The 25,680-nt window shown below is 40.2% G+C and carries 18 protein-coding genes and 1 pseudogene; 18 read left to right on the top strand and 1 reads right to left on the bottom strand.

Annotated elements, in window-relative coordinates; genetic code table 11:
* The first annotated feature begins 162 nt into the window (after positions 1 to 162).
* From LK416_06575 to LK416_06560, 4 genes and pseudogenes are all read left to right on the top strand, one after another.
* Positions 163 to 1,454: pseudogene (locus tag LK416_06575) on the top strand (IS110 family transposase).
* Between the two features lie 443 nt (positions 1,455 to 1,897).
* Entirely contained in the window at positions 1,898 to 3,391 is a 1,494-nt protein-coding gene (locus LK416_06570) for an AAA family ATPase (GenBank protein UEA75837.1), read from the top strand.
* A 239-nt stretch (positions 3,392 to 3,630) separates the two neighbouring features.
* Positions 3,631 to 4,272 (top strand): hypothetical protein, encoded by a 642-nt coding sequence (locus LK416_06565; GenBank protein ID UEA75836.1) that lies wholly within the window; start codon positions 3,631 to 3,633, stop codon positions 4,270 to 4,272.
* Positions 4,273 to 4,364: 92 nt separating this feature from the next.
* A complete protein-coding gene (locus tag LK416_06560; protein UEA75835.1) occupies positions 4,365 to 6,470 on the top strand; it encodes a hypothetical protein in 2,106 nt (701 codons plus the stop codon).
* Here the strand turns inward: LK416_06560 and LK416_06555 are convergent.
* Positions 6,440 to 7,921, bottom strand: a complete 1,482-nt coding sequence (locus LK416_06555; GenBank protein UEA75834.1) for a nucleotide sugar dehydrogenase — start codon at positions 7,919 to 7,921, stop codon at positions 6,440 to 6,442. The two genes, LK416_06560 and LK416_06555, sit on opposite strands and share 31 nt — an antisense overlap.
* Before the next feature lie 330 nt (positions 7,922 to 8,251).
* Here LK416_06555 and LK416_06550 point away from each other — a divergent pair, with 330 nt between their 5' ends.
* The 14 genes from LK416_06550 (at position 8,252) to LK416_06485 (ending at position 25,571) form a co-directional block, all read left to right on the top strand.
* Entirely contained in the window at positions 8,252 to 11,044 is a 2,793-nt protein-coding gene (locus LK416_06550) for a leucine-rich repeat protein (GenBank protein ID UEA75833.1), read from the top strand.
* A 16-nt stretch (positions 11,045 to 11,060) separates the two neighbouring features.
* Entirely contained in the window at positions 11,061 to 12,488 is a 1,428-nt protein-coding gene (locus LK416_06545) for an MATE family efflux transporter (GenBank protein ID UEA75832.1), read from the top strand.
* A 128-nt stretch (positions 12,489 to 12,616) separates the two neighbouring features.
* Positions 12,617 to 13,354 (top strand): hypothetical protein, encoded by a 738-nt coding sequence (locus LK416_06540; protein ID UEA75831.1) that lies wholly within the window; start codon positions 12,617 to 12,619, stop codon positions 13,352 to 13,354.
* 708 nt (positions 13,355 to 14,062) lie between these two features.
* The gene (locus LK416_06535; GenBank protein ID UEA75830.1) at positions 14,063 to 14,500 is read left to right on the top strand and encodes an Rrf2 family transcriptional regulator; all 438 of its coding nucleotides are present in this window, start codon (positions 14,063 to 14,065) and stop codon (positions 14,498 to 14,500) included.
* Positions 14,501 to 15,160: 660 nt separating this feature from the next.
* Positions 15,161 to 16,174: a stage III sporulation protein AA gene (spoIIIAA, locus tag LK416_06530; protein UEA75829.1), complete on the top strand. Its 1,014-nt coding sequence runs from the start codon at positions 15,161 to 15,163 to the stop codon at positions 16,172 to 16,174.
* An 18-nt stretch (positions 16,175 to 16,192) separates the two neighbouring features.
* Positions 16,193 to 16,720 (top strand): stage III sporulation protein AB, encoded by a 528-nt coding sequence (locus LK416_06525; GenBank protein ID UEA75828.1) that lies wholly within the window; start codon positions 16,193 to 16,195, stop codon positions 16,718 to 16,720.
* Positions 16,721 to 16,735: 15 nt separating this feature from the next.
* Positions 16,736 to 16,936 (top strand): stage III sporulation protein AC, encoded by a 201-nt coding sequence (spoIIIAC, locus tag LK416_06520; GenBank protein UEA75827.1) that lies wholly within the window; start codon positions 16,736 to 16,738, stop codon positions 16,934 to 16,936.
* Between the two features lie 12 nt (positions 16,937 to 16,948).
* Positions 16,949 to 17,335 carry a stage III sporulation protein AD gene (locus LK416_06515; GenBank protein ID UEA75826.1) on the top strand — a complete coding sequence of 129 codons (387 nt, stop codon included), beginning with the start codon at positions 16,949 to 16,951 and terminating at the stop codon, positions 17,333 to 17,335.
* Between the two features lie 4 nt (positions 17,336 to 17,339).
* Positions 17,340 to 18,608: a stage III sporulation protein AE gene (locus LK416_06510; GenBank protein UEA75825.1), complete on the top strand. Its 1,269-nt coding sequence runs from the start codon at positions 17,340 to 17,342 to the stop codon at positions 18,606 to 18,608.
* 66 nt (positions 18,609 to 18,674) lie between these two features.
* Positions 18,675 to 19,259: a stage III sporulation protein AF gene (locus LK416_06505; GenBank protein UEA75824.1), complete on the top strand. Its 585-nt coding sequence runs from the start codon at positions 18,675 to 18,677 to the stop codon at positions 19,257 to 19,259.
* A 45-nt stretch (positions 19,260 to 19,304) separates the two neighbouring features.
* Positions 19,305 to 19,958, top strand: a complete 654-nt coding sequence (locus tag LK416_06500; protein UEA75823.1) for a hypothetical protein — start codon at positions 19,305 to 19,307, stop codon at positions 19,956 to 19,958.
* Positions 19,959 to 19,974: 16 nt separating this feature from the next.
* Positions 19,975 to 20,700 (top strand): SpoIIIAH-like family protein, encoded by a 726-nt coding sequence (locus tag LK416_06495; GenBank protein ID UEA75822.1) that lies wholly within the window; start codon positions 19,975 to 19,977, stop codon positions 20,698 to 20,700.
* A 688-nt stretch (positions 20,701 to 21,388) separates the two neighbouring features.
* The gene (locus tag LK416_06490; GenBank protein ID UEA75821.1) at positions 21,389 to 23,449 is read left to right on the top strand and encodes an Ig-like domain-containing protein; all 2,061 of its coding nucleotides are present in this window, start codon (positions 21,389 to 21,391) and stop codon (positions 23,447 to 23,449) included.
* Positions 23,450 to 23,495: 46 nt separating this feature from the next.
* Positions 23,496 to 25,571: an Ig-like domain-containing protein gene (locus LK416_06485; GenBank protein ID UEA75820.1), complete on the top strand. Its 2,076-nt coding sequence runs from the start codon at positions 23,496 to 23,498 to the stop codon at positions 25,569 to 25,571.
* The last annotated feature ends 109 nt before the right edge of the window (positions 25,572 to 25,680 follow it).

The raw sequence follows: 25,680 nt of genomic DNA, 5'->3' as shown, positions 1-25,680 counted from the left end.
TATACATTTTTGATATATCGAATTTATATAAAGGAAATGTACATTATGGAGCATTCCTGTAATTCATTAAAAGCGCCAATTGAATAAAAAAGAACCTCAAGGTATGATTGAGTTGCATCTTGGCGGATGTAAACAAAACAATCAAAACACCGGAGGTTCAACATGAATTATACACAGAATGAAAAAATTGAGCAAGCAACAGATACAACATTGGTTGTTGGAGTTGATATTGGAAGCCAGACGCATTATGCAAGAGCTTTTGATAACAGAGGGCGCGAGCTTACAAAACGAGTTTTTTCATTTCAGAATGATATCGAAGGATTTAATTCCTTTCAGCTTTGGACAGAAAAGCTGAAAATGAGAATAAAAAGACTGCAGTTCTGATTGGCTGTGAGCCGACTGGTCATTACTGGTTTGCGTTTGCAAAGTATGTACAGGATCATCAGAAAACATTGGTAATGGTCAATCCATTCTCTGTTAAGAAGATCAAGGAACTTGATGATAATAGTCCAAAGAAAATAGATTTAAAGGATCCAAAAACAATCGCAAAGCTGGTAGTGGATGGAAGATATTCGATTCCATACATGCCAGAGGACATTTATGCCGAGATAAGAGATTTGGTATACAGCCGTGACAGGATTATTATGAAGCAGCATAACATATCTGCAAACAGAATCCAGAGATGGCTTGCAATACACTTCCCGGAGTATCTGGGATTATATACAAGATTTGATGCCGCAAGTGGTTTGGCGGTGCTTGAAAAAGCACCATTGCCGAAGGATGTAATTGCACTTGGAGTAGAAGGAATCCGAAAGATCTGGCACGATAAGAAGATGCGTGGCAGAGGCGTTACAGAAGATAGGGCAAAGAACCTGGTAGAAGCTGCACACAATAGTGTTGGTCTGTATGGAGGAATTGGAACAAGAAGTGAGTTATGTATGCTGCTTGAGGAACATCAATTATGGACTTCACAACTGGAAGCTGTGAATAAGGTACTGGAAGAGACTATTCGGAAAGTACAGCATGTGGAGAAGTTACTCGCCATTAAAGGAGTAGGAAGTGTTACAATAGCAGGATTTATTGCTGAAGTAGGTGATATAAGACGTTTTAAGTCGCCGAAACAGATCCAAAAGTATGCCGGTTTGGAATTAGTAGAAAACAGTTCCGGAAAGCATAAGGGAAGATCGAGAATCAGCAAGCGAGGAAGAAGAAAACTCAGAAAGATCTTGTATCAGGTAATGATACCATTGTTGGCAAGGAACAAAGAGTTTCGAACAATCTATGATTATTATGTGACTCGTGTAAAAAATCCATTAAAACGAAGACAGGCAATGATTGCTGTCAGTTGTAAGTTAATTCGCATATTCTATGCGGTATTAACAAAAGGTGTGGACTATGACCGGTTTAAAATGATGTCAGATATTCATCATGAAAGAGGAGTTATAGCCGCATAAGAAAGAAGTACTGTAAACAGGAAAGCGTCCGCCGTCAATGGTGCTGTGAAACAGGAATGTAAAAGTATATAAAACAAAGTAGAGCTAGTAGCTGCGTTGACATTTTTTATAGGGCAAAGACCCTGCTGTAGGAGCATAAGCAGCACCCAACTATGGATAAGCAGAACGAAGGAATGTAGGACCCGGCAGAGGCAGGTGATCCTGGTAGATATGAGAGGTTAGTTACTGTGGAGGAATTTGGGAGAACAAGAAAGCCTTCATAGGGAAAAACAAACGACGTTTTATTTATTGTACCTAAAATCATCAGAAATGGACTCTTAGAAGTCGCTTCATATCCAGAAAACTCTGTTTTGTAAATATATGTAACCTATTAACGATTTAGCAAATGCCGTAAAATCAAGGCTTTTTGTTAAACTTGCACTAAAAAGAATAGAGAGTTTTATATGAGTATTCATTTAGAAATAAAAAATATTAAAAACATTCAGTATGCAGATTTATTTCTTCCATCTCAAAAAGGAATGTATGCATTAGTAGGCGAAAATGGATGCGGGAAAAGCACTATTATGCTAGCTTTGTCGTTGATGATAAAAAAATCATCAAATAAATTATTGTCAGAGAATGATTTATCACAAGAAAGTTTAATTTGTTTAGAGATGGATGAACTTGCTGATAATTGGAGATTTAAAGATAATCGTTTAGTTACAGATGTAACTGAATTATATAGGGGACATCCAGTATTAGGAACAAATATCAAAATACAGGGCTTTTACGAGGGAAGCATATTTTTTGGTACTAGATTTTATGATTATGGATTAGTTGATGATTTTATGAAAGTTGATAATTTTGAAGATGAATTAATAGAAGCAGATGATTTTGTAAAGGAGACATTAGGATATATTTTACATAACGATAAATCGTATTACAATTCGTTGTTAAAGGTGAAAAATCGTTCATTGGCGAGAAAGTACAATTTTAGGGGAATGCCATATTTTAGGAAAATTGGAGATAAATACATTAGTCAGTATAGAATGAGCAGTGGTGAAAGTATGTTGATTTCATTAATTGATTTTATAAATAATCTTGTTGTAAGGAATACAGGAACTGACAAACTGCTTTTTTTAATTGATGAAGTTGAGCTTGCATTGCATCCGAGTGCAATAGATCGTCTTGTTGAAATTCTTGATGGACTTGTAAAAAAATCATCCACTGAATTAATTGTTTATTTTTCAACACATTCAGCTGAATTATTACATCGTATTCCAAGCAAAAATATATTTTTACTTGAAAATAATGGAGGAAATGTTGTTTGTACAAACCCATGTTACCCTAATTATGCCATAAGAAATTTGTATGTCCCTAATGGTTTTGATTTTTTGCTATTAGTAGAAGATATGTTGGCTAAAGCATTAGTGGAAAAAGTTATAAGAAATAATAGATTTGGAAATAGTAAGCTTATTTGTGTATTACCTGCAGGTGGATGTAATCAAATGCTACAACTTCATCATGACATGATTACTTACAACACGCTTGGTGTTGGAAAAAGGATTATTAGCATTTATGATGGGGATGTTAAAAAAGAAATATCCAAGAAAAAGGAGTATAAAAATCTTCATAAGTGCTTTTTACCAATTCCAAGTATAGAGAAATATTTAAAAACAAAACTTGTTGATATACCTGACCCGATTTTCATAAAATTAATTGGTGACAAATATTTTACCCAGAGATCACTACAGAGTATTCTACTTGATTATAAAAATGATCCAAGAACGAAAATTAAAGGTGACAATGATGGGAAAAATTTATATAAAGTATTGACGGCCAATCTTTACAAAGTGGGAATTGATGAAGATCACTTTATTTTGTATCTATGTGACGATATATTTGATTATGAAGATTTGAATAAATTTATAAATACCCTAAATTCTTTATTATATTAGTATAACTAATTTATATAAGTATATATAGTATTCTTGATTTAATATATTAAGGCGTTCCTAAAAAAGCAATGTGTATATTTGATAATCAATACGGAAATTCAAAGGCAAATGAAGAAGAAAATGCTATGTATAAAAGTAAGATAACAAAGAGTTCATGGATGAAGCGTTTGTTTAATAATAGATAAAATGTAGGATTAATAAAAAAGTTAATATATTAAGTTAGAAAGGACAATTCATTAATGCTAGAATGGATAAAAGAAAATAAGGACTATGCATCATTATATAGTGCAATGGTAGCGACGGGAGCTTTTGTGTTTAGTATTTTTACATTTCTGGTCTCGGTAATTAGGGCTAAAAAGGATAGAAAAGTATCTGATTATAGATATTATGAACAGCAGAAACAGTATGAAAAAGAAATATCTAGATTACAAGAGCAGAGAAATGAAGATAAATATGATACAGAAGAAAAAATTCGTATTAACGAAGAACCATATTTCGTATTTCGTAATTCAAAAATTAGTACTGAGTCTAATATAGAACAGACTGTTTTACAGATGACATTTATAAATAAAGGAAGAGGATCAGCATATAATATAATTCCTGATTTGAATTGTACTGCGAAAAGATTAAATATGACGGAATTTGCAATACATCGTTATGATGCTGTTCGCGATCCGATTGCTATGGTAGGAGAAAAATTTGTTATACTGATGGCCTATGATAAAAGTGAAAAAAATTTTTTTAGAATGTCAATTTCAATTAAGTTCGAAGATGCGTCTGGTAGAAAATATGTGCAAACATTTAATATTGATATTTTAGATCGTGCAGGAAATGGTAGAATGATTAATTATCCTCAACCTCGATTGTGTAAAAATAGTTGAATAATAGAATTATAGACCATTGTTATTATTATGAAGGTTATATCTTATATAAGGCAGAAGATTTATAAAAAATAGAAAAACAAAGGATACCCATGCAACCAAACCCTAAAACATTCAACAACATATATCATGCCACATTAGAATTAGCAGACAAATTCCGCACACATACATGGCTGGACAACGACCGGTCAGTAAAGGAATGTGAGGCGGAGCTGAAAAGCCTGGCAGTTTTCATTGACAATGGGAAAGGAAATGAAGAAGATAAGCGGGATGAAGCCAGAGAAAAAACGTACGAAGGAACATGGTTTCAAAGCACTTATTTCCGTCGACTCATTGTACATTTGCAGCTTGAAGAAGCAATTAATGGCAGGAGTTTTCAACTTGAGGAAGAAATACTTGGACATACGATGGCATATCTTTCAAATGGTACTTATTACGAAGTAAGCAATCTGCCACAGATTATGGAAGCAGCCGGACAACTTTATCGGGCATCAAAGAAAGCAAATAAACTATATGCGCCGGTGCTGTCTGAGGATACAAAAGTATTGATTGAATCAACGAAGAATCTGATAAAGGCAGGATATTCCTTTCAGATTGTGATTGGTGAACCTGAATTTGATGCAGATTCTGAACAGCGTTTGATTGATGATTTAGAGAGCCGGGTAAAAGAACTTGGTGGAATGTATGTGATCAGACAGATGTTTGCATGGGAGATATCCGGAAAGTATAACGAGAAACTGGGCAGGTATCTGATCTATCGGAATAAGATCTCACTTGGGGAAAGAAGAAATATAAAAGTAAGAATTCCATATCAGTATCTGTTGCAGTTATCTTTGAAATACCTTAAAACAGAATCGATTTTTACGGATTCATATAAAGAACGCAGATATCAGGAATTGATCCGGCTTGCACAGGATTATCTGGAAGTGCTACAGATACAGGGATATCGCACTTGGGAGGATGTCTTTACAGAGATAGAGGATTTCCCATATAAGCTGGCAAAGAATCTTTGTTTTGAGAAAATGTGTATTCCAAGGCAATATCATCCGGAGTATGTAAAGCTCCTTTTACAGAATATGCTGGAACCGTATTATGGCACCGGAAAAGAAAAGATGAGAGCATATTCGTTTCATAATTATCAGGAACTTGCCGTGTATGTGATGCAGGAGGCAAGGGGACCGAGGATATTTAAAAGAGAGGAATTTGCCGATCGGTTAGGTATCAGTTCATACAAATTAGATCAGATCTTACAGGATATTGCGTATGATGCAGATTCCATAAATGTTGATTTTTCTTATTATCTCGATGCGACAAATAGCTGGCGCAAGCCGCTTGTCAGACTGGATGCGGACACATATTTCTGTCTGGATGGTAGGATGGAGGGATATGCATTTTATGAGGCGATGTTTCAGATCATATTTGCAAGATATGGAACAGTATTCAGCAAATATCAGGGCGAACGGCTGGAGGAAATGGTGTATCAGATGTTCCGGGAGAAGCATTTCCCATATATCACAGGACAATATTTGCCGGATGGAGATCTGCCGGAACGTAATTGCGATATGATCTTAGAGGGAAGCGAGCGGGTGATGTTTGTCGAGATAAAGAAATGTCCGCTTCCCGGCAGCTATGAACAGGCTGACGATGTCGATGTTCTTAAGACGCTTGGGGAAGGTATGTTGTATGCACAGGAACAGATCTTATGGCATAAACTTCGTTTAAAAGAGAAAGGTGCTCTTGTTTTATATGATAAAGAGAGAAACTATTTACAGGATTATACACCGGGAAAGAAAAAGATAATTGCGATGAGCATCTGTATGCCGGAGTACGATTTCCTGACGGATCGCATGATGACTGAGACATTTTTAGAAAGTACATTACGTGTTACATATCATGCAATTGATCCGTCTCGTGAAAAAGTACTGAATAAGTTGAACAAGCGGGTAGCCAATATCCAGATGGTGACTGCCAGACTGTTTGCCGGAGAGAAATATACAACCAGAGATGTATTTTTCGATTCAATGTTTCGCAGTCTGCAACAGGTGTGGACGATGCTTCGCATGTGTGATTCGCTGGATATGTTTTTAGATATGTGCGATACACAGCTGGTGGTGATCACCGGAGCAGGAGATGTCTATGTGGACATATTAAGTGCACTTCACCTCCATCAATCCCGTTCGAATAAATCTCTGGTGTAGACCTTTGCCCGGACATCGTCAAGATCAGAATTATACCGATTGGCGATGATCGCCTGCGACATGGATTTAAAAGCATTTAAGTCATTTACTACCTTGCTTCCGAAAAAGGTTGTTCCGTTCTCCAGTGTCGGTTCGTAGACGATGACGGTTGCTCCTTTGGCTTTGATTCGTTTCATGACACCCTGTATGCTGCTCTGACGGAAATTATCAGAGTTGCTTTTCATTGTCAGTCGGTATACGCCGATAATACATTCTTTTTCGCGGTTTGCGGAATAATTTCCATTATAGTTATAGTCATAATATCCGGCAAGATTCAGAACGCGGTCTGCAATAAAATCTTTTCTGGTGCGGTTGCTTTCTACGATCGCACTCATCATATTCTGTGGAACATCATTGTAATTTGCAAGAAGCTGTTTTGTATCTTTTGGCAGACAGTAACCACCGTAGCCAAAGGATGGATTGTTGTAATGACTGCCGATTCGGGGATCGAGACAGACACCATTTATGATGTCTCTGGTGTTCAGTCCTTTGGTCTCTGCATAGGTATCAAGTTCGTTGAAGTAGGATACGCGGAGAGCCAGATAGGTGTTTGCAAATAATTTTACGGCTTCTGCTTCGGTAAATCCCATGAATAGCGTTTCGATATTTTCTTTTATGGCGCCTTCCTGTAAGAGGGCGGCAAATGTATGGGCAGCCTCGATCAGACGGATGTCATTCTTATCCGTAGATACAATGATACGGCTTGGGTACAGATTGTCATATAAAGCCTTTGATTCCCTGAGAAATTCCGGGCTGAACAGGATATTTCTGGTGTGGTATTTTTTTCGGACAGATTCTGTGTAGCCTACCGGGATCGTGGATTTGATAACCATGATGGCATCGGGATTGACGTCCAGAACGAGCTCGATCACTGATTCTACAGCAGATGTATCAAAATAATTTCTTGTGCTGTCATAGTTGGTCGGAGCTGCGATTACAACGAAGTCTGCATCTTTATACGCCATAGCTCCATCGGTTGTGGCAGTCAGATCCAAGTCTTTTTCAGCCAGATATTTTTCGATATATTCGTCCTGGATCGGGGATTGGTGTCTGTTTATCATGTCTACTTTTTCAGGGATAATGTCAACAGCGGTCACATGATTGTGCTGTGCAAGCAGCGTGGCAATGGACAATCCGACATAGCCGGTTCCGGCGATTGCGATCTTTAATGGTGATGGAGAAGGATATTTCACAGGTAGGTCGCTGATGAATAATTCTGTGATATCGAAGTGCAACACATCGCCCAGAGCTTCTAATTGTCCGATCGATGGCATAAAATCCTGCTTCTCCATACGTGAAACTAAGGAACGGTTGATTCCGGTTTCGGCAGCAAGCTGTGCCTGAGTCATATGCTGTTGTTTGCGTAGTCTTATAATAGTATCTGCAAGCTGCGCAGTAGATAATTTCTTCATAATGTACTCCTTGACAAAATGTTATTTATAGTAACAAAAGAAAATGACCCGATATAATCGGATTAATGAAAGATATACCGTGCTTTCTGTATATTACATTATCATTCTATTTTAAATAAGACAATAGTAAAAACAAAAAACACGAACAGAATGCTATATAAATTGTTTTTAAAAATAACACGGGTAGAACGAGAATTTTTACGCCAGTGATCATATGAAAAAACAGAGCATATGGATAAATGGAGAAAAATGGGATTATTTCTATAGACAAAACGACATTTTAAAGATACAGTATAGTTATGAATAATATATGAATATGGGAGGAGAAAAATGAGAAATTACAGATTTAAATTTACAATAGCATTAGGAATCGGAGCCATATGCGGAATGCTTTGGACTCCGGTTAAGCTTGTTCATGCAGAGCAACAGACATCGAATATTATAGCTGAGACAGAGGCGGATCAGGAGCCGGCAGCAGGATATGTAAAAATAGAAGAAAATAGTTCGGGACCGGAGTTGTATTCTGATTATGATATAGCTATGTATAGCACTGACAGTACAACACAGAGCGGAACATGGGGGAATATATCATGGAGCCTTTCCGGTACCACGCTTACGATATCAGGAAGTGGCGATATGCCGGATGCTGATTCATCAAATAAAGCACCATGGATTACATTCAATGTTGAGAAAGTTATAATCCAGAGAGGTATTACAGGTATAGGAAACCGGAATTTTTTACAGATGTCATCGATTACATCGGTAAGTTATCCGGATACATTGACAAAGATCGGAGATGCCGCCTTTTATGAGTGCTATGGACTGACAGAGATTGTATTGCCATCTGGTGTGAATACAGTTGGCAGTGGTGCATATTGTGATTGTTCGGCTGTAACAAAGATTGTAACGCCGGGTGCCACAAGCCTGGAATCTTATGCGTTCCAGGGAACAAGTGCTGTAACATATGAAATACCTGCAGGTATCACATCTATTTCACCATTAGTGTTTTTCGGAAATACCACGATAGAGAGTTATACAGTTGCAGTGGGAAATCCATCCTATATTGCACAGAATGGTATTGTATATTCAAAGGATGGAACAGTGCTTGTTATGTATCCGTTCCAAAGCAGAGTCGGAACCTTTGCGATACCGGCAAATGTAAAGGAGATTGGAGCATATGCATTTTATAATGTAAGAGGTTTAAATTCAGTAGACTTTGCAAATGTAACTACGCTGGGGGAAGGAGCATTCTATCGTTCTCAGTTATCGGGAATATTGACGATTTCAGATAAGATCAGCGAAGTCGGTTATTTTGCATTTGAGCAATGTAATATGCTCACAGCCGTAAAATTTGGCAGTGGATTAAAAGAGAGTTCTTATTCTATGTTTGAAGAGTGTGAAAATATAAGCTCTATTGATTTTGGCGGATTAACAACACTTGGAATGCGGACATTTTTAGGATGTTCGGGATTGACTGAAATAACGCTTCCTGCGACGATGAAGGAATGGGGAGGGTCGGTATTTAACAGCTGCAGTAACCTTAAGACATTCCGTGGATTAGGACTGGAATCAATAGCTTATGCTGATTTTGCACAGTGCTATTCACTGACGGATGTATACCTTCCAAACGTAAAGATTATATATCGTCAAGCATTTGCAAATTGCCCGTCTCTTCAGTCGATAACACTTCCGGCTTCAACGCAATTTGTTGATGAGAATGCATTTTCTTCAACTGTTATCATAAATTGCGAGAATAAGGATCTGGTCAAATTCGGCGCAAATGGACTTCGATATGTGGAGACCATACGGATTACCGGAAAACGTGACTATACAAAAGCATTTGAAGTATTGACGAAGGTGAATGAAGAAAGAGCAAAAAATGGATTACCTGCATTGACTATGGATACGGGTCTTTTGGAAACTGCTATGGTTAGAGCGGGCGATCAGGCTGTATTATTCTCTCATACCAGACCGGATGGAGCATCCTGTTTTTCGGCAGATAAGAATATGATAGCAGAAAATATAGCAATCAATCAGACAACGTCTGAATCTGTAATGGATAGTTGGATGAATTCAACAGGTCATAGAGAAAATATTTTAGATGAAGATTATACTTCCATAGGTGTTGGATGTTTTTATATTAATGGAACTTATACATGGGTACAATGCTTTGGATCAAAGGTGACACAGGAAGCAGTTAAACAGGAAGACCGGATGGTAATACAGAGTGTCAATATCCCCAAAGGCGAATTTACAGAGGCGGTTACCACTGCAGGCATAATGTGGGGAGATGCTGAGACTTATTTATATAAATTTAAAATACAGACAGACGCAGATTCCTATGTAGTTGGGAAGCACATGAATGCGAAAATGATGCTGATAAACCCGGGATTTGAGATCTATTGTCCATTTACAAGCAGCAATATAACATGGACATCGGACAAAAAGAGTGTTGCCACCATAGACTCAAATGGAAAAATTTCATTTGTAGGAAGTGGTAAGGTAAAGATTACAGGTAAGACAGGATATTATCAGGCGTCGATTACTTTAACTGTAAAAGAAAATAAAAAATCGGATCAGTCTGCGAAAACCACACCTGTCCTGAAACTGAAAAATAAAACTGTCACCTATACGGGAAAGAAAAAGAAGATAGATGCTGCTGTTGTAAAAGGAAAAGCAGGAGCAATCGCATATCGGTATTATTCAGATGCTAAGTGTAAAAAGAAACTGGCATCATATCCATATAAAGTTGGAACTTATTATGTAGTGGCAGTTGCAAAGGCAACGAAAAACAGCAACACGGCCAGATCCAATGTCGCAAAACTTGTGATCAAGAAATCAAACACAATGAAATTAAATGTCACCTCTAAAAAATATAAGGTGAAAAAAGCAACCGGAAAACTGGGAAGTAAGCATACCTTTACAGTTGGTGTTAAGAAAGCTAAGGGAAAGGTAACGTATTCCGTTGCTAAAAAAGCAAAAAAATATATTACTGTTACAAAAAAGGGACGCGTAACAGTAAAGAAGGGAACACCACGAGGAACCTATACCGTTACGGTTAAAGCAAAGGGCACCTCTGTATATAGGAGCAAAACGAAAAAGGTAACGATCAAGGTTTCATAAACGTGATAAATGAAATATGAAAAACAAAAAATCCTTTCTGTATGTGATGCTAACGATTGCATTTCCTATCGCATTACAGAATTTATTAACTACAACAGCCAGTATGGTAGATACGATCATGATCGGAAGACTGGGAGAGTCGTGTGTGGCAGCAGTTGGTATCTGTTCGCAGATCAGCTCACTGTTCTTTAGCTGCTACTGGGGCTTCGCCAGTGCGTCGATCCTGTTCTTTTCCCAGTACTGGGGAGCGGATGATGAAAAGGGAATTAACCGTACATTCGGTATCACTTTCATCTGTATGGCAATCGTGGGATTTGCATTTGCATCTCTGTGTATTATCAGACCGGAATTCTTATTGGGGGTATATACAGATAAAGAAGTATTTATCCAGATCGGAAAGCCGTATATGCGGATCGTCGGATGGGCATATCCGCTTCAGGTATTTGCTGTACTTATCAGCTTCCTGCTACGGTCAACAGAGCGGGTGAAAGCGCCGCTTATCTGTTCCATCGTAGGATTGGTAGTGAATTTCTGTTTGAACTTTGTATTGATATACGGTAAATTCGGCGCACCGAAAATGGGTGCAGCCGGTGCAGCAGTCGGAACACTTGCATCTGCAATCATCAATTTATTACTGCTGTTTATCTATCTGATGCGTTCAGAATGCAAGGTGCGGATTCGTCTGAGTCAGATGTTCTTATTCCATGGCGGATTTATCAAAGTATATCTGTCAAATGCATTTCCGATCCTTTGCAATGAACTGTTTTATGGAGTAGGACAAATGCTGATCAATATTGTGATCGGACATCAGAATGAATCCGCGATTGCGGCTATGGCGGCGTTCCGTGTCTGCGAGGGCTTTGTCTATGCATTCTTCGGTGGTTTGTCAAATGCCACCAGTGTTGTGATCGGACAGTCTGTCGGCGCCGGTGACCATAAGGGAGCATACCGGTTTATGAAGCGGTCGGCATTATTCTGTCCGGCAGTTACTTTCGGGATTGTGCTGATCTGTGCGTTATTGCATGAACCGCTGTTTGGCTTATTTGGACTGGGTGATCAGGCACTTCGGTATGGCATGTATATGTTATATATTTACCTGTTTTTCGGTGCCGTTCGAACCTGTAACTATATTATGAATGAGGGATATCGGGCAGCAGGTGAGACGAGAGTCGGAACCTATGTGGAGATTGGCGGTTTATTCCTGGTCAGCGTTCCGGCGACATGGATCGCAGGCATGGTCTTACATCTGCCTTTCCTTGCGGTATTCTCATTTGTATATACGGATGAGCTGGTGCGTCTGGCAATCGAGCTTGTTTATACCAGATCAGGCAAATGGGTGAAGCCGGTTACGGAAGCCGGAAGAAAGACCCTGCCGGAGTTCAAAGATTGGTTAAAGAACCGTAATAATCGTAAACGAAATGCAACATCTATAACGAATAATTAAGCTGACAAAACGGGATGACAAGCATATACTTTTTGTATTCGAAAACAGCCGAGGAAAGGCATTGTGATGAGAGTCGCAATAAGAATTCCGGAAATGTATTTATAAATGAATGCAGGAGGATTTTAAACATGAGAAAGAATATAACGCAATCAGGAAAAATCGTGACAGCAGTACTTGCAGCAACGCTTGCAGCCGGTTTGCTGGCTGGATGTAATGGTGAAAGATCAAAGTCGACAGAAAAGACGAAAGGAACAACGGAGGTATCAACCGAAGTAACGACAGAGAAGACAGAAGCCGAGACTGAGACACAGACAACAGAGGCGGCTTCTTCTGAAGAAGATACCGGTACAACAGAGGCTGAAGCTTCTACAACGGAAGCACAGTCGGAAGATGTGTCATCTCTGCCGGGTACTTATCCGATGGATATGGTATTTAGCAGTGGAGCCGGTGGGTGGAGTACAACGCTCACGTTATCTGAGGATGGATCATTTACGGGAGCATTTTCCGATTCGGAAATGGGAGAAAGAGATGAGAATGATTATCCAAATGGAACGGTGTATTTCTGTAATTTCAGCGGACAGTTTGCAAATATCAAAAAAGTAAATGATTATACATATTCCATGACGCTTGACAGCGTTGTTATTGATAAAGAAGCAGAACGAATAGAAGATGGTATCCGTTATAAAGAAGGAGAGCCATCCGGCATGGACAGCGGAACAGAGATTTATTTCTATACTCCGGATGCACCTGTCTCAGAATTGCCTGACGGATTCTTGTCCTGGTGGCAGACTCGTTCTACTGATGCAACTACGCTTGGATGTTATGGAATCTATAATAAGTCCGCTGATGCCGGATTCTTCCAGTAAACCGGCAGAAAATTCGAAAGAAGCGATCAATAACAAAGAACGCATGAATTAAATAGTAAAAAGGAAAAGGCTTTGCCGGGAACAAGATAATTTCTGAAGAATAGTTTTCAGGATATGAGTTGTTTCGACAAAGTCTTTTTTATTTAAAATAATTGGCTGAGTTTAAAAATTATTGAGAAAATATATTGATAGGAAGATATTGGTAATATATAATCAGCCCATAAAGTTAAAACATATTAAACCTATGAGATAAGTAGAGATTAAAACACAGGAGGTTCGATCATGACATATGAAAACAGTAGGATAAACAGAAAATATGATATGGGAATGTGTTGTTGCTGTTGTCAGACTGTATGGATGAATACGGTTTATTTTTCATATGCATGATAGACGATAGATTGAGATTACGATAAGTGAGCAAGGCAGTTGTCTACCTGCATAAGACAGCTGCCTTTTCTTTATAACAATGAGAAAATGCAGCATTTGACGTGGATTGTTCAGTGGAAGATGCATTAAAGAAGATAATATTTTATTACAACCGGATAGATCGCCATAAAAAATAATTTTGTACTTGATAAATCCTATAGAAATAGTATACTACAATACAAACGACAATTTATCATGTTTGCAGAAAAAATAGATGAGATTCAGATGATGTATAGAAGCATGGAATCATTTTAATCAGATAACAACGACAGGGAGGTCAAGATGAAGATATCAACAAAAGGAAGATATGCGATAAAACTGATGCTGGATCTGGCCACCTATTATAATGGTGAGCCGGTTAAGATAAAGGATATTGCAAGAAGACAGCATATTTCAGACAAATATCTGGAGCAGATCGTTGCAATATTAAATAAGGCATCACTGGTAAAAAGTGTCCGTGGAGCGCGTGGAGGATACATGTTATATGCTTCACCGGAGAATTATACGGTGAGGCAGATATTAGAAACGGTAGAAGGAAGTCTGGCACCTGCTGACTGTGTAGGCGCTAACGCAGCCTACTGCGAAAACAGAAGTATGTGTGTCAGCGTACTGATCTGGGAGAAACTCGATCAGGCAATACAGGATGTATTAGAGGGCATCACATTAGCCGATCTCGTCGATTGGCAAAACAACCTGATGGTAGATCAATACGTTATTTAATATATGATAGACATTTGCGAAATCCATGGAGCAGATAATGATTAAGCATCTTGACTTACCAAAACAGGGGCATTTGAGTCCGCCGGTTCTTAGGTGGTGCGCAAGCAGCATCTTAGTACCGCTGCAGGACTCAACGAGCGGAAGCGTCCCCTGGTTGGTAATGTCAAAGGTGATTAATCATTGTGATATAGATATAGTTACAAATGTCCAATAATTAAAGAGAGGTAGCAAACATGGCAAACGTTCAATATTCCGGTGTGCGTGAGAGCAGACCCGGCAGGGTCAACGACCTTGGCACGACAGGAAAAGAAGTAGAAGAAAATTACAAAAAGGGTGCCTGAAGCGAGCAGATCGAAGCTTTGCACAGGGCTGCGAGGGATGTACGATCATGGTGCCGATCCATTGTGAGGGCTTCATGTCAAAGATCTGCGCATCGGGTTTTGATACCACATTTCACTCTGAAAAATTCAGAAAGGAATGTGGTATTTTTTTGTTCTAAATTTCATTTGTCATGCATACATTATAACTATCAGAAGTGTGTAACATCCTACTTTAGGTATCAGATCATATCAGAAAAGCAGATGCTTTTCGAGTATTGGCAGATGATGGAACTGACAGGTGAAAATGGTTACAGATGACATATGCATGAGGTGAATCGGTTTGGAAAAAAGCAGAGAGAATGAAATATTGAAGATATTATCCGTAGCGTTAAGGAGAATATTTTCGAGTGAGATATATGATTATAACAAGCTTCAGGAGATAAGGCTTAGGATGAATGAACCCTTGATCGTGATCTATGATAATCGGGAATATTTTGTGACGGAGAAGGGAAAGCGAACCACAGAATGTAAGAAAGCATATATGGTAGCACCTGCCGATATAAGGGAAACGCTGGAATATATCAGTAACTATTCACTCTATGCATATGAGGATGAGATCCGGCAGGGATTTATAACGATTCAAGGGGGACATCGTGTAGGGCTTGCAGGAAAAGTCATTCTGGAATCTGGAATGATCAAGAGTGTCAGACATATATCATTTATCAATATCCGTTTGTCACATCAGGTTAAGGGATGCTGTAAGAAGGTTCTTCCGTACATAATAAATGGAAATGAGACATTTCATACACTGATCATTTCCCCACCGCGATGTGGCAAAACCACACTTCTTAGAGATATGATCCGGATGTTGTCGGATGGATTTCCAGGATTCAAAGGAAATACTATCGGTGTCGTAGATGAACGATCTGAGATCGGAGCCTGTTATAAAGGCGTACCACAAAATGATATCGGCATACGGACGGATATTCTTGACTGTTGTCCAAAATCATATGGAATGCTGATGCTGATCCGTTCGATGTCACCGCAGATCATAGCGGTGGATGAGATTGGCAGCCGGGATGATATCGATGCGATCTACAGCGTGATCAACTGCGGCTGTAAGCTGATCGCAACCGTACATGGCAATTCCATTGATGATATCAGGAATCGTCCGGGACTACGGAAGCTGGTCGATGAGAGGGTATTTGAACGATATATCGTGCTGAGCAATCGCAAACGGACAGGAGAGATCCGGACGATATTTGACGATCGGGGAAGTGTTCTCTTTATGGCAGAGGATGAACGCCTGACATCGGCATATGAAAATGAAGCGGCTGTAGCAGAACTGTCATAAGTGCAGGGAGGCGTACATATGTTATATATAAAGATTCTTGGAATGCTTCTGGTGGTCACAGCTTCCTATGGGATAGGAAAGACGATAGGAGTTTATCAGAACCGGCGCGTGGAAGATATCTACGAGCTTCTGATATTTGTCCGGATGGCAAATGGGCATCTGGCATACAGTGCATCGGAGATCACCGAGATCATTCGGGAAGGATCGGATAAAGCAGGGGGAAGGATCGGAGACTGGCTTGCCGGGCTGGCTCTGCAGTTTCGGACGGAAGAATATGCTTCTTCTTTTGAGCAGATCTGGACAGGCAGTATCGGAAGTCTGATGGAATACAGCTATCTGACGGATGCACAGATCGGTGCGGTAAAAGAGCTTGGAAAATGGCTGTGTTATATGGATATCGATATGCAGATCAGGAATCTGAAGCTGTGGGAGCAGAACATGCAGACAGAGTATGAAGAACAAAAGGACAGAGCACACAGGATAAATAAAGTATCCAGGTCACTTGGATTACTCGGAGGGATCTTTTTGATAATACTGATAGGGTAAGGGTGGCAGGAGCTTATGACGATACAGTTATTATTGAAGATAGGTGCGGTAGGAATCCTTGTAGCACTGTTGAATCAGATATTAAAGCATTCGGGGAAGGACGAGCTGGCATTCCTGCTGAATCTGGCGGGACTTATCCTTGTACTTTCGTGGATCATTCCATATATCGTAGAATTCTTTAATGACATTATGAAGCTTGTAAATATCGGTGGATAGGGGAGAAAAGGCATGAGTCTTGTTACGGTATGTATGGCATCGGTTCTGGTCGTTTTAGTAGCGATAAAACTAAAGAAAATGAATGCAGAATACAGCACGCTCTTAAGTATTGGAGCGTGTTTATTTATTGTCAGCTTTATCATAGGAAGACTTGGAAATGTACTGGATTCCATCGACCGCATCACCGGGTACATCAATATCAATATGGAGTATATATCAATCCTGCTTAAGATGCTTGGCATTTCCTATATCTGTGAATTTGCGACAAATATCTGTAAGGACGCAGGCTATGGAGCGATCGCTTCGCATATTGAGCTTGCCGGACGGGTGACAATGGTGGTGATGAGTTTGCCGATTCTGTTCCATGTGATCGATATGGTTGTTCGTCTGATGGGGTAGAACTATGAGAGGACAAAAAGCGAAAATGATTATAGCAGGCATTGTGGCAGGACTGATCTTAATCGCAGTGGTGTTATTTGCCGGGAAGAAGCAGAAAACGTTTGCTATGCAGGAATCGGGTAATGGAAGACCACCCGGGTTTGTCCCAGAACTTATAAATACCGAACCGGGAGAGTTTGCTGGATATCGAAGATCGGATATGAAAATGGCAGATGTGGATACAGATATATCGGATGTTGATGAGACGGATCTGGGACTTGATGAAAACGCTTTTGACGAAATGGACATGTTGACAGAAGAACAGGCAGGACTCTCTTTTCGGGAGGTCGTATCCTATATCCGAAACGGAGACCTTCAGGGGCTTCTTGACTACAGTCTGGGAACAATACAGCAGACACTTACAGGGGAGATAAAAAGCAATAACCGCCTGCTCCTTCAGCTTCTTGCCGTTGTCATTCTTGGTTCGGTGTTCACGAACCTGTCCGGAAAGTTTGGAAAGATGGTAGGTGGAAACGGCTTCTTCGTCACCTATCTGATGGTGGTATCCATCCTGCTCGGAATGTTTGCGGTCGTTTCCGATATAGCGGTGTCGGCAGTCTCGGATCTTACGGATCTGATGATCACCTTTATACCTGCTTATACGTTGGCTGTCTCCTATACAAATGGTGCAGGCACGGCGGAATTTACCTATCAGATCACGGTGCTGATCATTTTTCTGTGCGAGAAGGTGATCGTTCAGATTGTATTTCCGCTTACCAAATGCAGTGGCGTGGTCGGACTTGTGAATAAGTTAAATGCCGAGGATCATTTTTCAAGGACGGTTACGTTATTAAGGAATATTGCAGGATGGATCCTGAAAACCATGTTTGCAGTCGTAACCGGAATGAATGTGATAAAGGGAGTGATGGTTCCATCAGTGGATAAGCTGGAGAGAAATGCCGTCTTAAAAGCTTTCGGTATGCTGCCGGGTGGAAATACAGTTAAGAATGTTTCGGATATCCTGCTCGGTTCGGGGATGGTTTTAAAAAATGCGATCGGGATTGCGGGTGCAGTCGTCGTATTGCTGGCGGTGCTTCTGCCGGTTACCAAGATCGCAGTGATCTATCTGACTCTTCGTATCGTATCTGCATTTGTGCAGCCTTTGGGAGATAAACGGTTTTCCGACGGCATTAACATTATGGCACAGACCATCGGACTGATGCTGCGTGGCATCTGGTGTGCTTCCTTTTTATTTATCATCTCCCTCACACTCATGACGTTGCTTGCGAGGTGAAAAGTTGGTTGTCCATCCGGGTACATGCATAACCGTTTTTCAGAAATTGGTGGAAAGGAGTGCTGGATGTTGTTAGCCTGGATAAAAAATATCGTGCTTTTTATATTGTTTTCTTCTCTGGTGTTTTTCCTTTTGCCCGATGAGAAATACAGAAAATACATGCAGACGGCGGTTGGTTTTGTACTGGCGATCATTGTCCTGACACCTGTATTAAGTGCGGGTGGCTTAAATGATATTCTAAGCTTTGATTATTACTATGAATCAGTTGCAGGCGCACCGGGAAACGGTGATGTTACATATTATACAGATGTCATGGAGACGATGATCAAAGATCATTTGCGCGATACATTCCAACTGGACAGTAAGGTGGCGATCACCTTTGATGAGAATTACACGATCACAGCGGTTGATGTTACGGTCGGAGAATTAGATACAAAGAATGACGTTGAAGACAATGTTGTAAGTGAAAAAACAGCAGAGAAAGAGGAATCATTCGATCGTGCAGCAGACACAACAGAAAAAGAGAGCGTATCAGGAATTGCGGCAGATACAATCGTGGATGCAGCAAAACTCCGTCAGGAGATCGCAAAAGAGTATAAGATCAGTGAGGACAGGATCAAAGTATTTATAAATGGATATCAGACAAAATAACATGTACTAAAAGCGGACATGTTACATATAATGGAGTGAGAGAGCATGGAAGGAATATGGAATAACATCAAACAAAAGCTGCAGGAACTGAAAAAAGATAAAAATGCGGCACTTCGAAAGTGCATGGGAATTTTGCTTGCAGGTATTTGTCTGCTGGTCATTCTCTGGCCGTCTGATAAGAAAAACGGATTTTCCGGACTTGATGCTTTAACCGGAACGAAACAGGACAAAACGTCCGGTGGAGTGACCGGAAAACAACAGAACGGAGAATATGCCTCAGACAATGGACAGGGAATTTCAGGAGAAGAATCATCGGCAAACAGCGGCTATGAAGATTATATAGCATTTCAGGAGGAGAAGCTGCGAGGGATACTGTCTCAGGTGAAAGGCGTCGGAACGGTAAGTGTCATGATCACATTAAAAGATGGAGGCGAGAAGATCATAGAGAAGGATGTGACGAAGTCCGATAGTGAGTCAGATGGCAGCAGTCAGAAGAGCAGGAGTGAGACTTCTGTTATGACAAATGCAGACAGCGGCGAATATCCCTATGTAAGCAAAACACTGGAACCGGAGATTGAGGGAGTTCTGGTCAGTTGTACGGGGGCTTCCGATCCGACGATTGCGATAAAAATAACCGAAGCGGTTCAGGCATTATTTGATGTTCCGGCGCATAAGATAGTTGTATTAGAACAAGAATAAAGCATGGAGGATATGGATGAAGAAAAAGATCTTTAAGAAAAACCGTCTGGTGATACTTGCCCTGTCGGTTATGATCGGAGTTGCAGGTTATCTGAATTTCAATGCAGGGAAAAGAGACGACCTGTTGCGCCAAAAGGCAAAGGAGACAAATGCGGATGCCGAAGTTATCAGCTATGACAGCGATAAAGCGGATGTTACGGAAGATGGACTTACAGATCAGGCAGACAAAGAAACGATGGGCATTTCTGACAATACAGAAGTGGGAGAAGCTGCATCGGAGAATACCGATACTACATATCTGGAACAGGCAGCTCTTGAAGAAAATGTAGAACTGAACAGTGATGAGGAGGATATCGGAGAAGCTGTTCTTACAAGTGCTCAGACTATGAAAAGTAATCTTGCGACTGCAAAACTGAACCGGGAGCAGAGCCGCGCAAGAAGCAAAGAAGCATTGCTTGCGATCATCAACGATGAAACGATGGACAGTGCAGCAAAAGATGAAGCAGTAAACAGCTATGTAAAACTTACCGATACGATCGAGAAAGAAACAGATGCAGAAACCGTCCTGACAGCCAAAGGCTACACTGACTGCATCGTAACCGTAAATGATGATACCGTCGATGTTACACTTCCTGTTGCAAACCTGTCCGATACCGAACGGGCACAGGTAGAAGACATCGTAACCAGAAAAACCGGCTATGACGTATCCCAGTTGGTGATTACCATAGCCGAGGATAAGTAGGAATACACCTGCTGGGTTTATGACATAAATATGATGCCCTCTATAAATGACTTGCTGCGCTTTCGCATCAAAGCGCATCTGACGACACTATAATAAGAACCGGATACCCCATTGTAAATGACTTGCTGTGCTTTCGATTCGAAGTAAATGCCCTATTCGTAAATACTCCTGTGCAACTCGCCTTCGGCTCAAACAGGCACCCGTATTTACTGGCAATTTACTTCTCCTGTCGAAATGCTCGCAGATGTCATGTTACAAGGGGTATCCGGTTCTTGTTATAGTGCCTGTCTGAAGATATAAAAGATTATAGTGCCTGTTGGAGAAATAATTCAAATACAAATTCCCTCTATAGAATGATCCTTGTGAGGATTTCGATATGAGGTGCACATTGCCAGTAAATACGGGTGCCTGTTTGAGCCGTAGGCGAGTTGGCACAGGAGTATTTACGAATAGGGCATGTGCAGCGAATCGGAACCGCAACAAATCATTTATAGAGGGGATTTGATTTGTATTATCCACCAACAGGCACAATGGAAAAACTGCACAAAAACAACTGGATATTTTGTATAAATAGAATGTGTTACCTTGTTTTTATGTAGGGCGTCAGATATAATTAAGCTATATGTCTATATAGCAGAAAAAGACGTAGAATTACATAAAAAACAAGTTTTTTTACAGGGAGGTATGAATGAAAAACGGAAGAACAACAATGATAAAAAGGTTTTTTGCCTTGGTTCTGGCATTTGCGGTAGCTGTCTCGATCCTGACAGTGCCGGTACAGGAATCGTATGCAGCCGGTGGCAAAGTAAAAACGGTGGCAGTCACAAACCTGCCGGCAAAACAGCTTACACTCAAAAAGGGTAAGTCATTTACTCTGAAAACGAAAGTAAGCGTTTCCGGTAAAAAGGTATCAAAAGCAGTTACCTATAAGACCAGTAACAAGAAAGTTGCTACTGTTAATGCAAAGGGTAAGATCACGGCGAAGAAAAAAGGAACCGCTACGATCACCATTTACTCTAAAGCAGATAAGAAAAAGACGTGTAAGATCAAGGTAACAGTCGGAACGCCTGTTACAAAGGTGAAACTGAATAAGACAAAGGCGAATTTAAATGTTGGTAAATCATTGACATTAAAGACAACCCTTTCACCGAAGAAACCAAGCAATAAGGGAATCATTTGGAAAAGTTCAAACACCAAGATAGCAACCATTACGAGCAAAGGTGTTGTAAAGGCAAAGAAAGCCGGAACGGTTAAGATCACAGCAACAGCAAAGGACGGCTCCGGTAAGAAAGCCACCTGTAAGATTACAGTGAAGAAAGCAGCTTCGATCATACCAATCCCGACACCGGAAGAACCACTGATCGTTAAGAGCCTGAATATAGCACAGCCGGATATGTTAACCATTACATTAACAAAGCAGGCAGCACTCACGGCTTCGGACTTTCAGGTATGGGCAAAGAAATATGAAAGTGCAGACTATCTGAAACAGTATACGATCGGACAGATAACAACAACGGATTCGCTTACTTATAAGATTAAGCTTACAGGAGATTCGGTGTTACAGAAAAACTCCTATATAAAAGTAGTAGTTCCAAAATTAAATCTGTCAAGAGAATGTATCTATCGGGAGAAAACTTATACGATAGAAAAATCAGAAACATATGTATACAAACTCGGAGCTTCCGTCGATGAGAGCCGGGTACTTGGAAAGGGCTATTCCAATTGCTCTGTCAGCGGACTGCCGGCAGGGGTTAGATATCAGATCAAGACAGCTGCTGCCACATGTACACTTAAATTTAACGGTAATGTGACAAAGAAAGGAAAATATACAAGCAAATTAGTCTATGAAGATGAACTTGGTAACAAATTCAGTATGACTATCATCTGGCTGGTTTATGATGGAACGGAATTGCTTGTAAAGGATGCAGAAAAGGTTCTGACAACTGCGTGGGGAACTACGCTTCCACAGCTTGCGGTATATGGCGGAAACGGAACTTCTACAAGTGATTACACATATGAGCTTCTACAAGAAGGCAGTGACAGCGCTGCATTAGCAGTTTCTTCACTTATCAACGGTGGAGCTGGGATACAGGTATCATCCCCAAAACTGTCAACCGGAACCTACAAGCTTCGTATCCGTGCAACAGATAAGACAGACACTTCTATGACAAGCACAGGAACTCTTACACTAAAAATTATAGAAGGCGGTTATTTACAGGGTAAAGTAAAAGATGCAAATGGCGATCCACTGACCAGTTTTCAATTCACTATGAAGAACCAAAATGAATATGCCGAGTATACGGATGAGGTAAGCGGCAGATGGAATGGTGTTAGTAAGGATGGAGTCATTTTAATGGATGATCTGGAAGCTGGTACTTATGATGTTGCGGTATCCAGTTATAGTGGAACAGTAGGTACTACTGTTTATAATCTGAAGACTCAGAAAGCGGCATATGGAACAGATGATGTGCATCCGGTCTGGTCATTTGATGTCACACTCCCGGTATATAAGGTTACTATAGAGCTGGACCCGGATGTGCCGGATGCAGTGAAAAATATAACCGGTTTTGGCAATTGGCAGGATGTTTCGGATGGAAGTTATTATGGATCGACCAAAACCGTTTATCTGGAAAATGGAACTCATCATTTAACCTGTCGAAAGAGTATAAGTGGTGTAATTTATAATTTTTATCTGGATGTGACGGTGAATGGAAGCAATACGACCGCATATGCATATGTCAAGGAATAAGATTCGGATGAGAACAGATAAGGGAATCAACAGAAGGAGAGTATAGATGAAAGAAAGACGAAATATTTTGTCTGTGAGAAGATTTCTGGCATGGGTGATAGCAATAGCAGTTGCAGTATCCATTCTTACTGTCCCACAGACAGAGAGCTATGCAGCCAGTGGTAAGATCAAAACCGTAGCGGTTACGAATCTGCCGGCAAAGCAGCTTACATTGAAAAAGGGCAAAACTTTTACATTAAAGACGAAGGTAACAACGACCGGTAAGATATCAAAGAAAGTCACATTTAAAACAAGCAATAAAAAGATCGTGACTGTAAATACCAAGGGGAAGATCACAGCGAAGAAAAAAGGAACCGCCAGGATCTATGTTATTTCCAAAGCAGATAAGAAGAAAAAATGTACGATCACGGTTACGGTCGGTACCCCGGTTACCAAGGTGAAGTTAAATAAGACAAAGGCAAACTTAAATGTTGGTAAATCACTGACCTTAAAGACAACCCTTTCACCAAAGAAACCAAGCAATAAAGGAATCATTTGGAAAAGTTCAAATACCAAGGTTGCAACCGTTACAAGCAAAGGTGTCGTAAAGGCAAAGAAAGCGGGAACCGTTACGATCACAGCGACAGCAAAGGATGGTTCCGGTAAGAAAGCAGCCTGTAGGATCACTGTGAAGAAAGCGGCGGTGACTCCGGTTGTTCCGGAAGTACCGGTTGTGATCCAGAACGTGAGTATTGTGAATAAAGCAGTGCTTCAGGTGACATTAAATAAAGCAAAAGTATTACAGACATCGGATTTCGCGGTATCCAGTAAGGTATATGGATACGGAAGCTTTGTAAGAAAATGTGTGATCGATCATCTGGAAACAACAGATAACATTACATATAAGCTTTATCTGGACAAACAGGATATTTTTTATAATGGAGATATTGTTCAGGTTTCTGTTCCGACATTAAACAGTACAAAAGAACTGACATATCGGACAAAGCCGACAGAGATAACAATAAGATCGGAAGTACGACGTAAGAAAGGAACAGTGGTAGGGACCAGTTCCTCAGATACTTCAGGAGTTTATGATCCGGATGTACAGGGCTATGCAGTATATACAGTAAGCAATCTTCCAACCGGTCTTTCGTATAAGGTGGTAGATGACGCAGACCAATCCGGTTATCTGCAGTTTTATGGTACCTTGAAAGAGACAGGAATCTGGGAGACAAAGGTTGATGTCGTAGATGAATTGGGAAATAAGATTCATTATATCAAGGTATGGAAAGTATATGATGAAAGGGCAGTCATAGCACAGGATGTTACAAAATATGGATGCCTGAGTTTTCCAACTCCAAACAAACCAAATAGAACTTATACAGTAAAGTATGGAGCACAGATAAGTCCTATTGGTGGAAGTGGCAATTACAAATATGAAGTTGTGTCAAAAGCAGATTGTCTGGATTTGGTGATGTCAAAAACCGGAGTACAGTATTGTTCGATTGATACAGATCAAGCTGGTGAATATACCATGAAGGTAAAGATCACTGACAGTCTGAATGTCAATGTTTTCACATACTGCACAGTGACCTTTATTATAAAACCGGGAGTCCTGCTCCAGATTACAGCTACCGATCTGGATGGGAATAAGATCAAATATACCGGTATAGATACTTATTTGTGCAGACTTGAATCCCAGTGGAAGGATAATTCATACAGTGATATCAGCTATGCACGAGAGGTCGGGGAGATTAGCGATGGAATGGCAATGTACAGCTATGTACCGGAAGGATATTATGATATTTCGATTGAGGATGAAAGAGGCGGAGCAGGAGTCTATGCAAGTGATTACTATGTAAGTGCTGCAGCTACGAATGAAGTTACGTTTGCTCTTCCTGTATATCAGCAGACTGTCGTATCGGATAATACGGATTTTGCAGATCTTAGCGAAATGGGAGAGTGGCAGGATGAGAATGGAGTTGTACAGGGCAAAGGCAGATACCTCTATCTGGCGGTTGGCAATTATACATTAACCGGTAGCGCAGAGAAAAATGGAGTAACCTATCAGGCAACTCTTCAGATATCAGTTACGGATACTACACGGTCTGCGACAGTGACCGCGCATGTGGTGGCGAAATAAAAAAAATGATAATCGTAAAAGATTACAATTATAAGACGGATACCTGTTATAATGACTTAATGCTCATGCCACATTATAATGGGTATTCGTTTTTATTATATAAAAATAT

This window comes from Lachnospiraceae bacterium GAM79 (assembly GCA_020735665.1).
GTDB lineage: Bacteria > Bacillota > Clostridia > Lachnospirales > Lachnospiraceae > Coprococcus.
Note: the sequence above shows the minus strand (reverse complement) of the source record. Positions and strands in the feature narration are given on the sequence as shown.

What these genes read in the sequence shown, in the direction of transcription:
- LK416_06490 (UEA75821.1), top strand. Translation starts at nt 21,389, where the DNA reads ATGAAAAACGGAAGAACAACAATGATAAAAAGGTTTTTTGCCTTGGTT.
- spoIIIAC (UEA75827.1), top strand. Translation starts at nt 16,736, where the DNA reads ATGACGATACAGTTATTATTGAAGATAGGTGCGGTAGGAATCCTTGTA.
- LK416_06565 (UEA75836.1), top strand. Translation starts at nt 3,631, where the DNA reads ATGCTAGAATGGATAAAAGAAAATAAGGACTATGCATCATTATATAGT.
- LK416_06495 (UEA75822.1), top strand. Translation starts at nt 19,975, where the DNA reads ATGAAGAAAAAGATCTTTAAGAAAAACCGTCTGGTGATACTTGCCCTG.
- LK416_06540 (UEA75831.1), top strand. Translation starts at nt 12,617, where the DNA reads ATGAGAAAGAATATAACGCAATCAGGAAAAATCGTGACAGCAGTACTT.
- LK416_06485 (UEA75820.1), top strand. Translation starts at nt 23,496, where the DNA reads ATGAAAGAAAGACGAAATATTTTGTCTGTGAGAAGATTTCTGGCATGG.
- LK416_06550 (UEA75833.1), top strand. Translation starts at nt 8,252, where the DNA reads ATGAGAAATTACAGATTTAAATTTACAATAGCATTAGGAATCGGAGCC.
- LK416_06525 (UEA75828.1), top strand. Translation starts at nt 16,193, where the DNA reads ATGTTATATATAAAGATTCTTGGAATGCTTCTGGTGGTCACAGCTTCC.
- LK416_06510 (UEA75825.1), top strand. Translation starts at nt 17,340, where the DNA reads ATGAGAGGACAAAAAGCGAAAATGATTATAGCAGGCATTGTGGCAGGA.
- LK416_06560 (UEA75835.1), top strand. Translation starts at nt 4,365, where the DNA reads ATGCAACCAAACCCTAAAACATTCAACAACATATATCATGCCACATTA.
- LK416_06555 (UEA75834.1), bottom strand. Translation starts at nt 7,921, where the DNA reads ATGAAGAAATTATCTACTGCGCAGCTTGCAGATACTATTATAAGACTA.
- LK416_06570 (UEA75837.1), top strand. Translation starts at nt 1,898, where the DNA reads ATGAGTATTCATTTAGAAATAAAAAATATTAAAAACATTCAGTATGCA.
- LK416_06500 (UEA75823.1), top strand. Translation starts at nt 19,305, where the DNA reads ATGGAAGGAATATGGAATAACATCAAACAAAAGCTGCAGGAACTGAAA.
- LK416_06535 (UEA75830.1), top strand. Translation starts at nt 14,063, where the DNA reads ATGAAGATATCAACAAAAGGAAGATATGCGATAAAACTGATGCTGGAT.
- LK416_06505 (UEA75824.1), top strand. Translation starts at nt 18,675, where the DNA reads ATGTTGTTAGCCTGGATAAAAAATATCGTGCTTTTTATATTGTTTTCT.
- LK416_06515 (UEA75826.1), top strand. Translation starts at nt 16,949, where the DNA reads ATGAGTCTTGTTACGGTATGTATGGCATCGGTTCTGGTCGTTTTAGTA.
- LK416_06545 (UEA75832.1), top strand. Translation starts at nt 11,061, where the DNA reads ATGAAAAACAAAAAATCCTTTCTGTATGTGATGCTAACGATTGCATTT.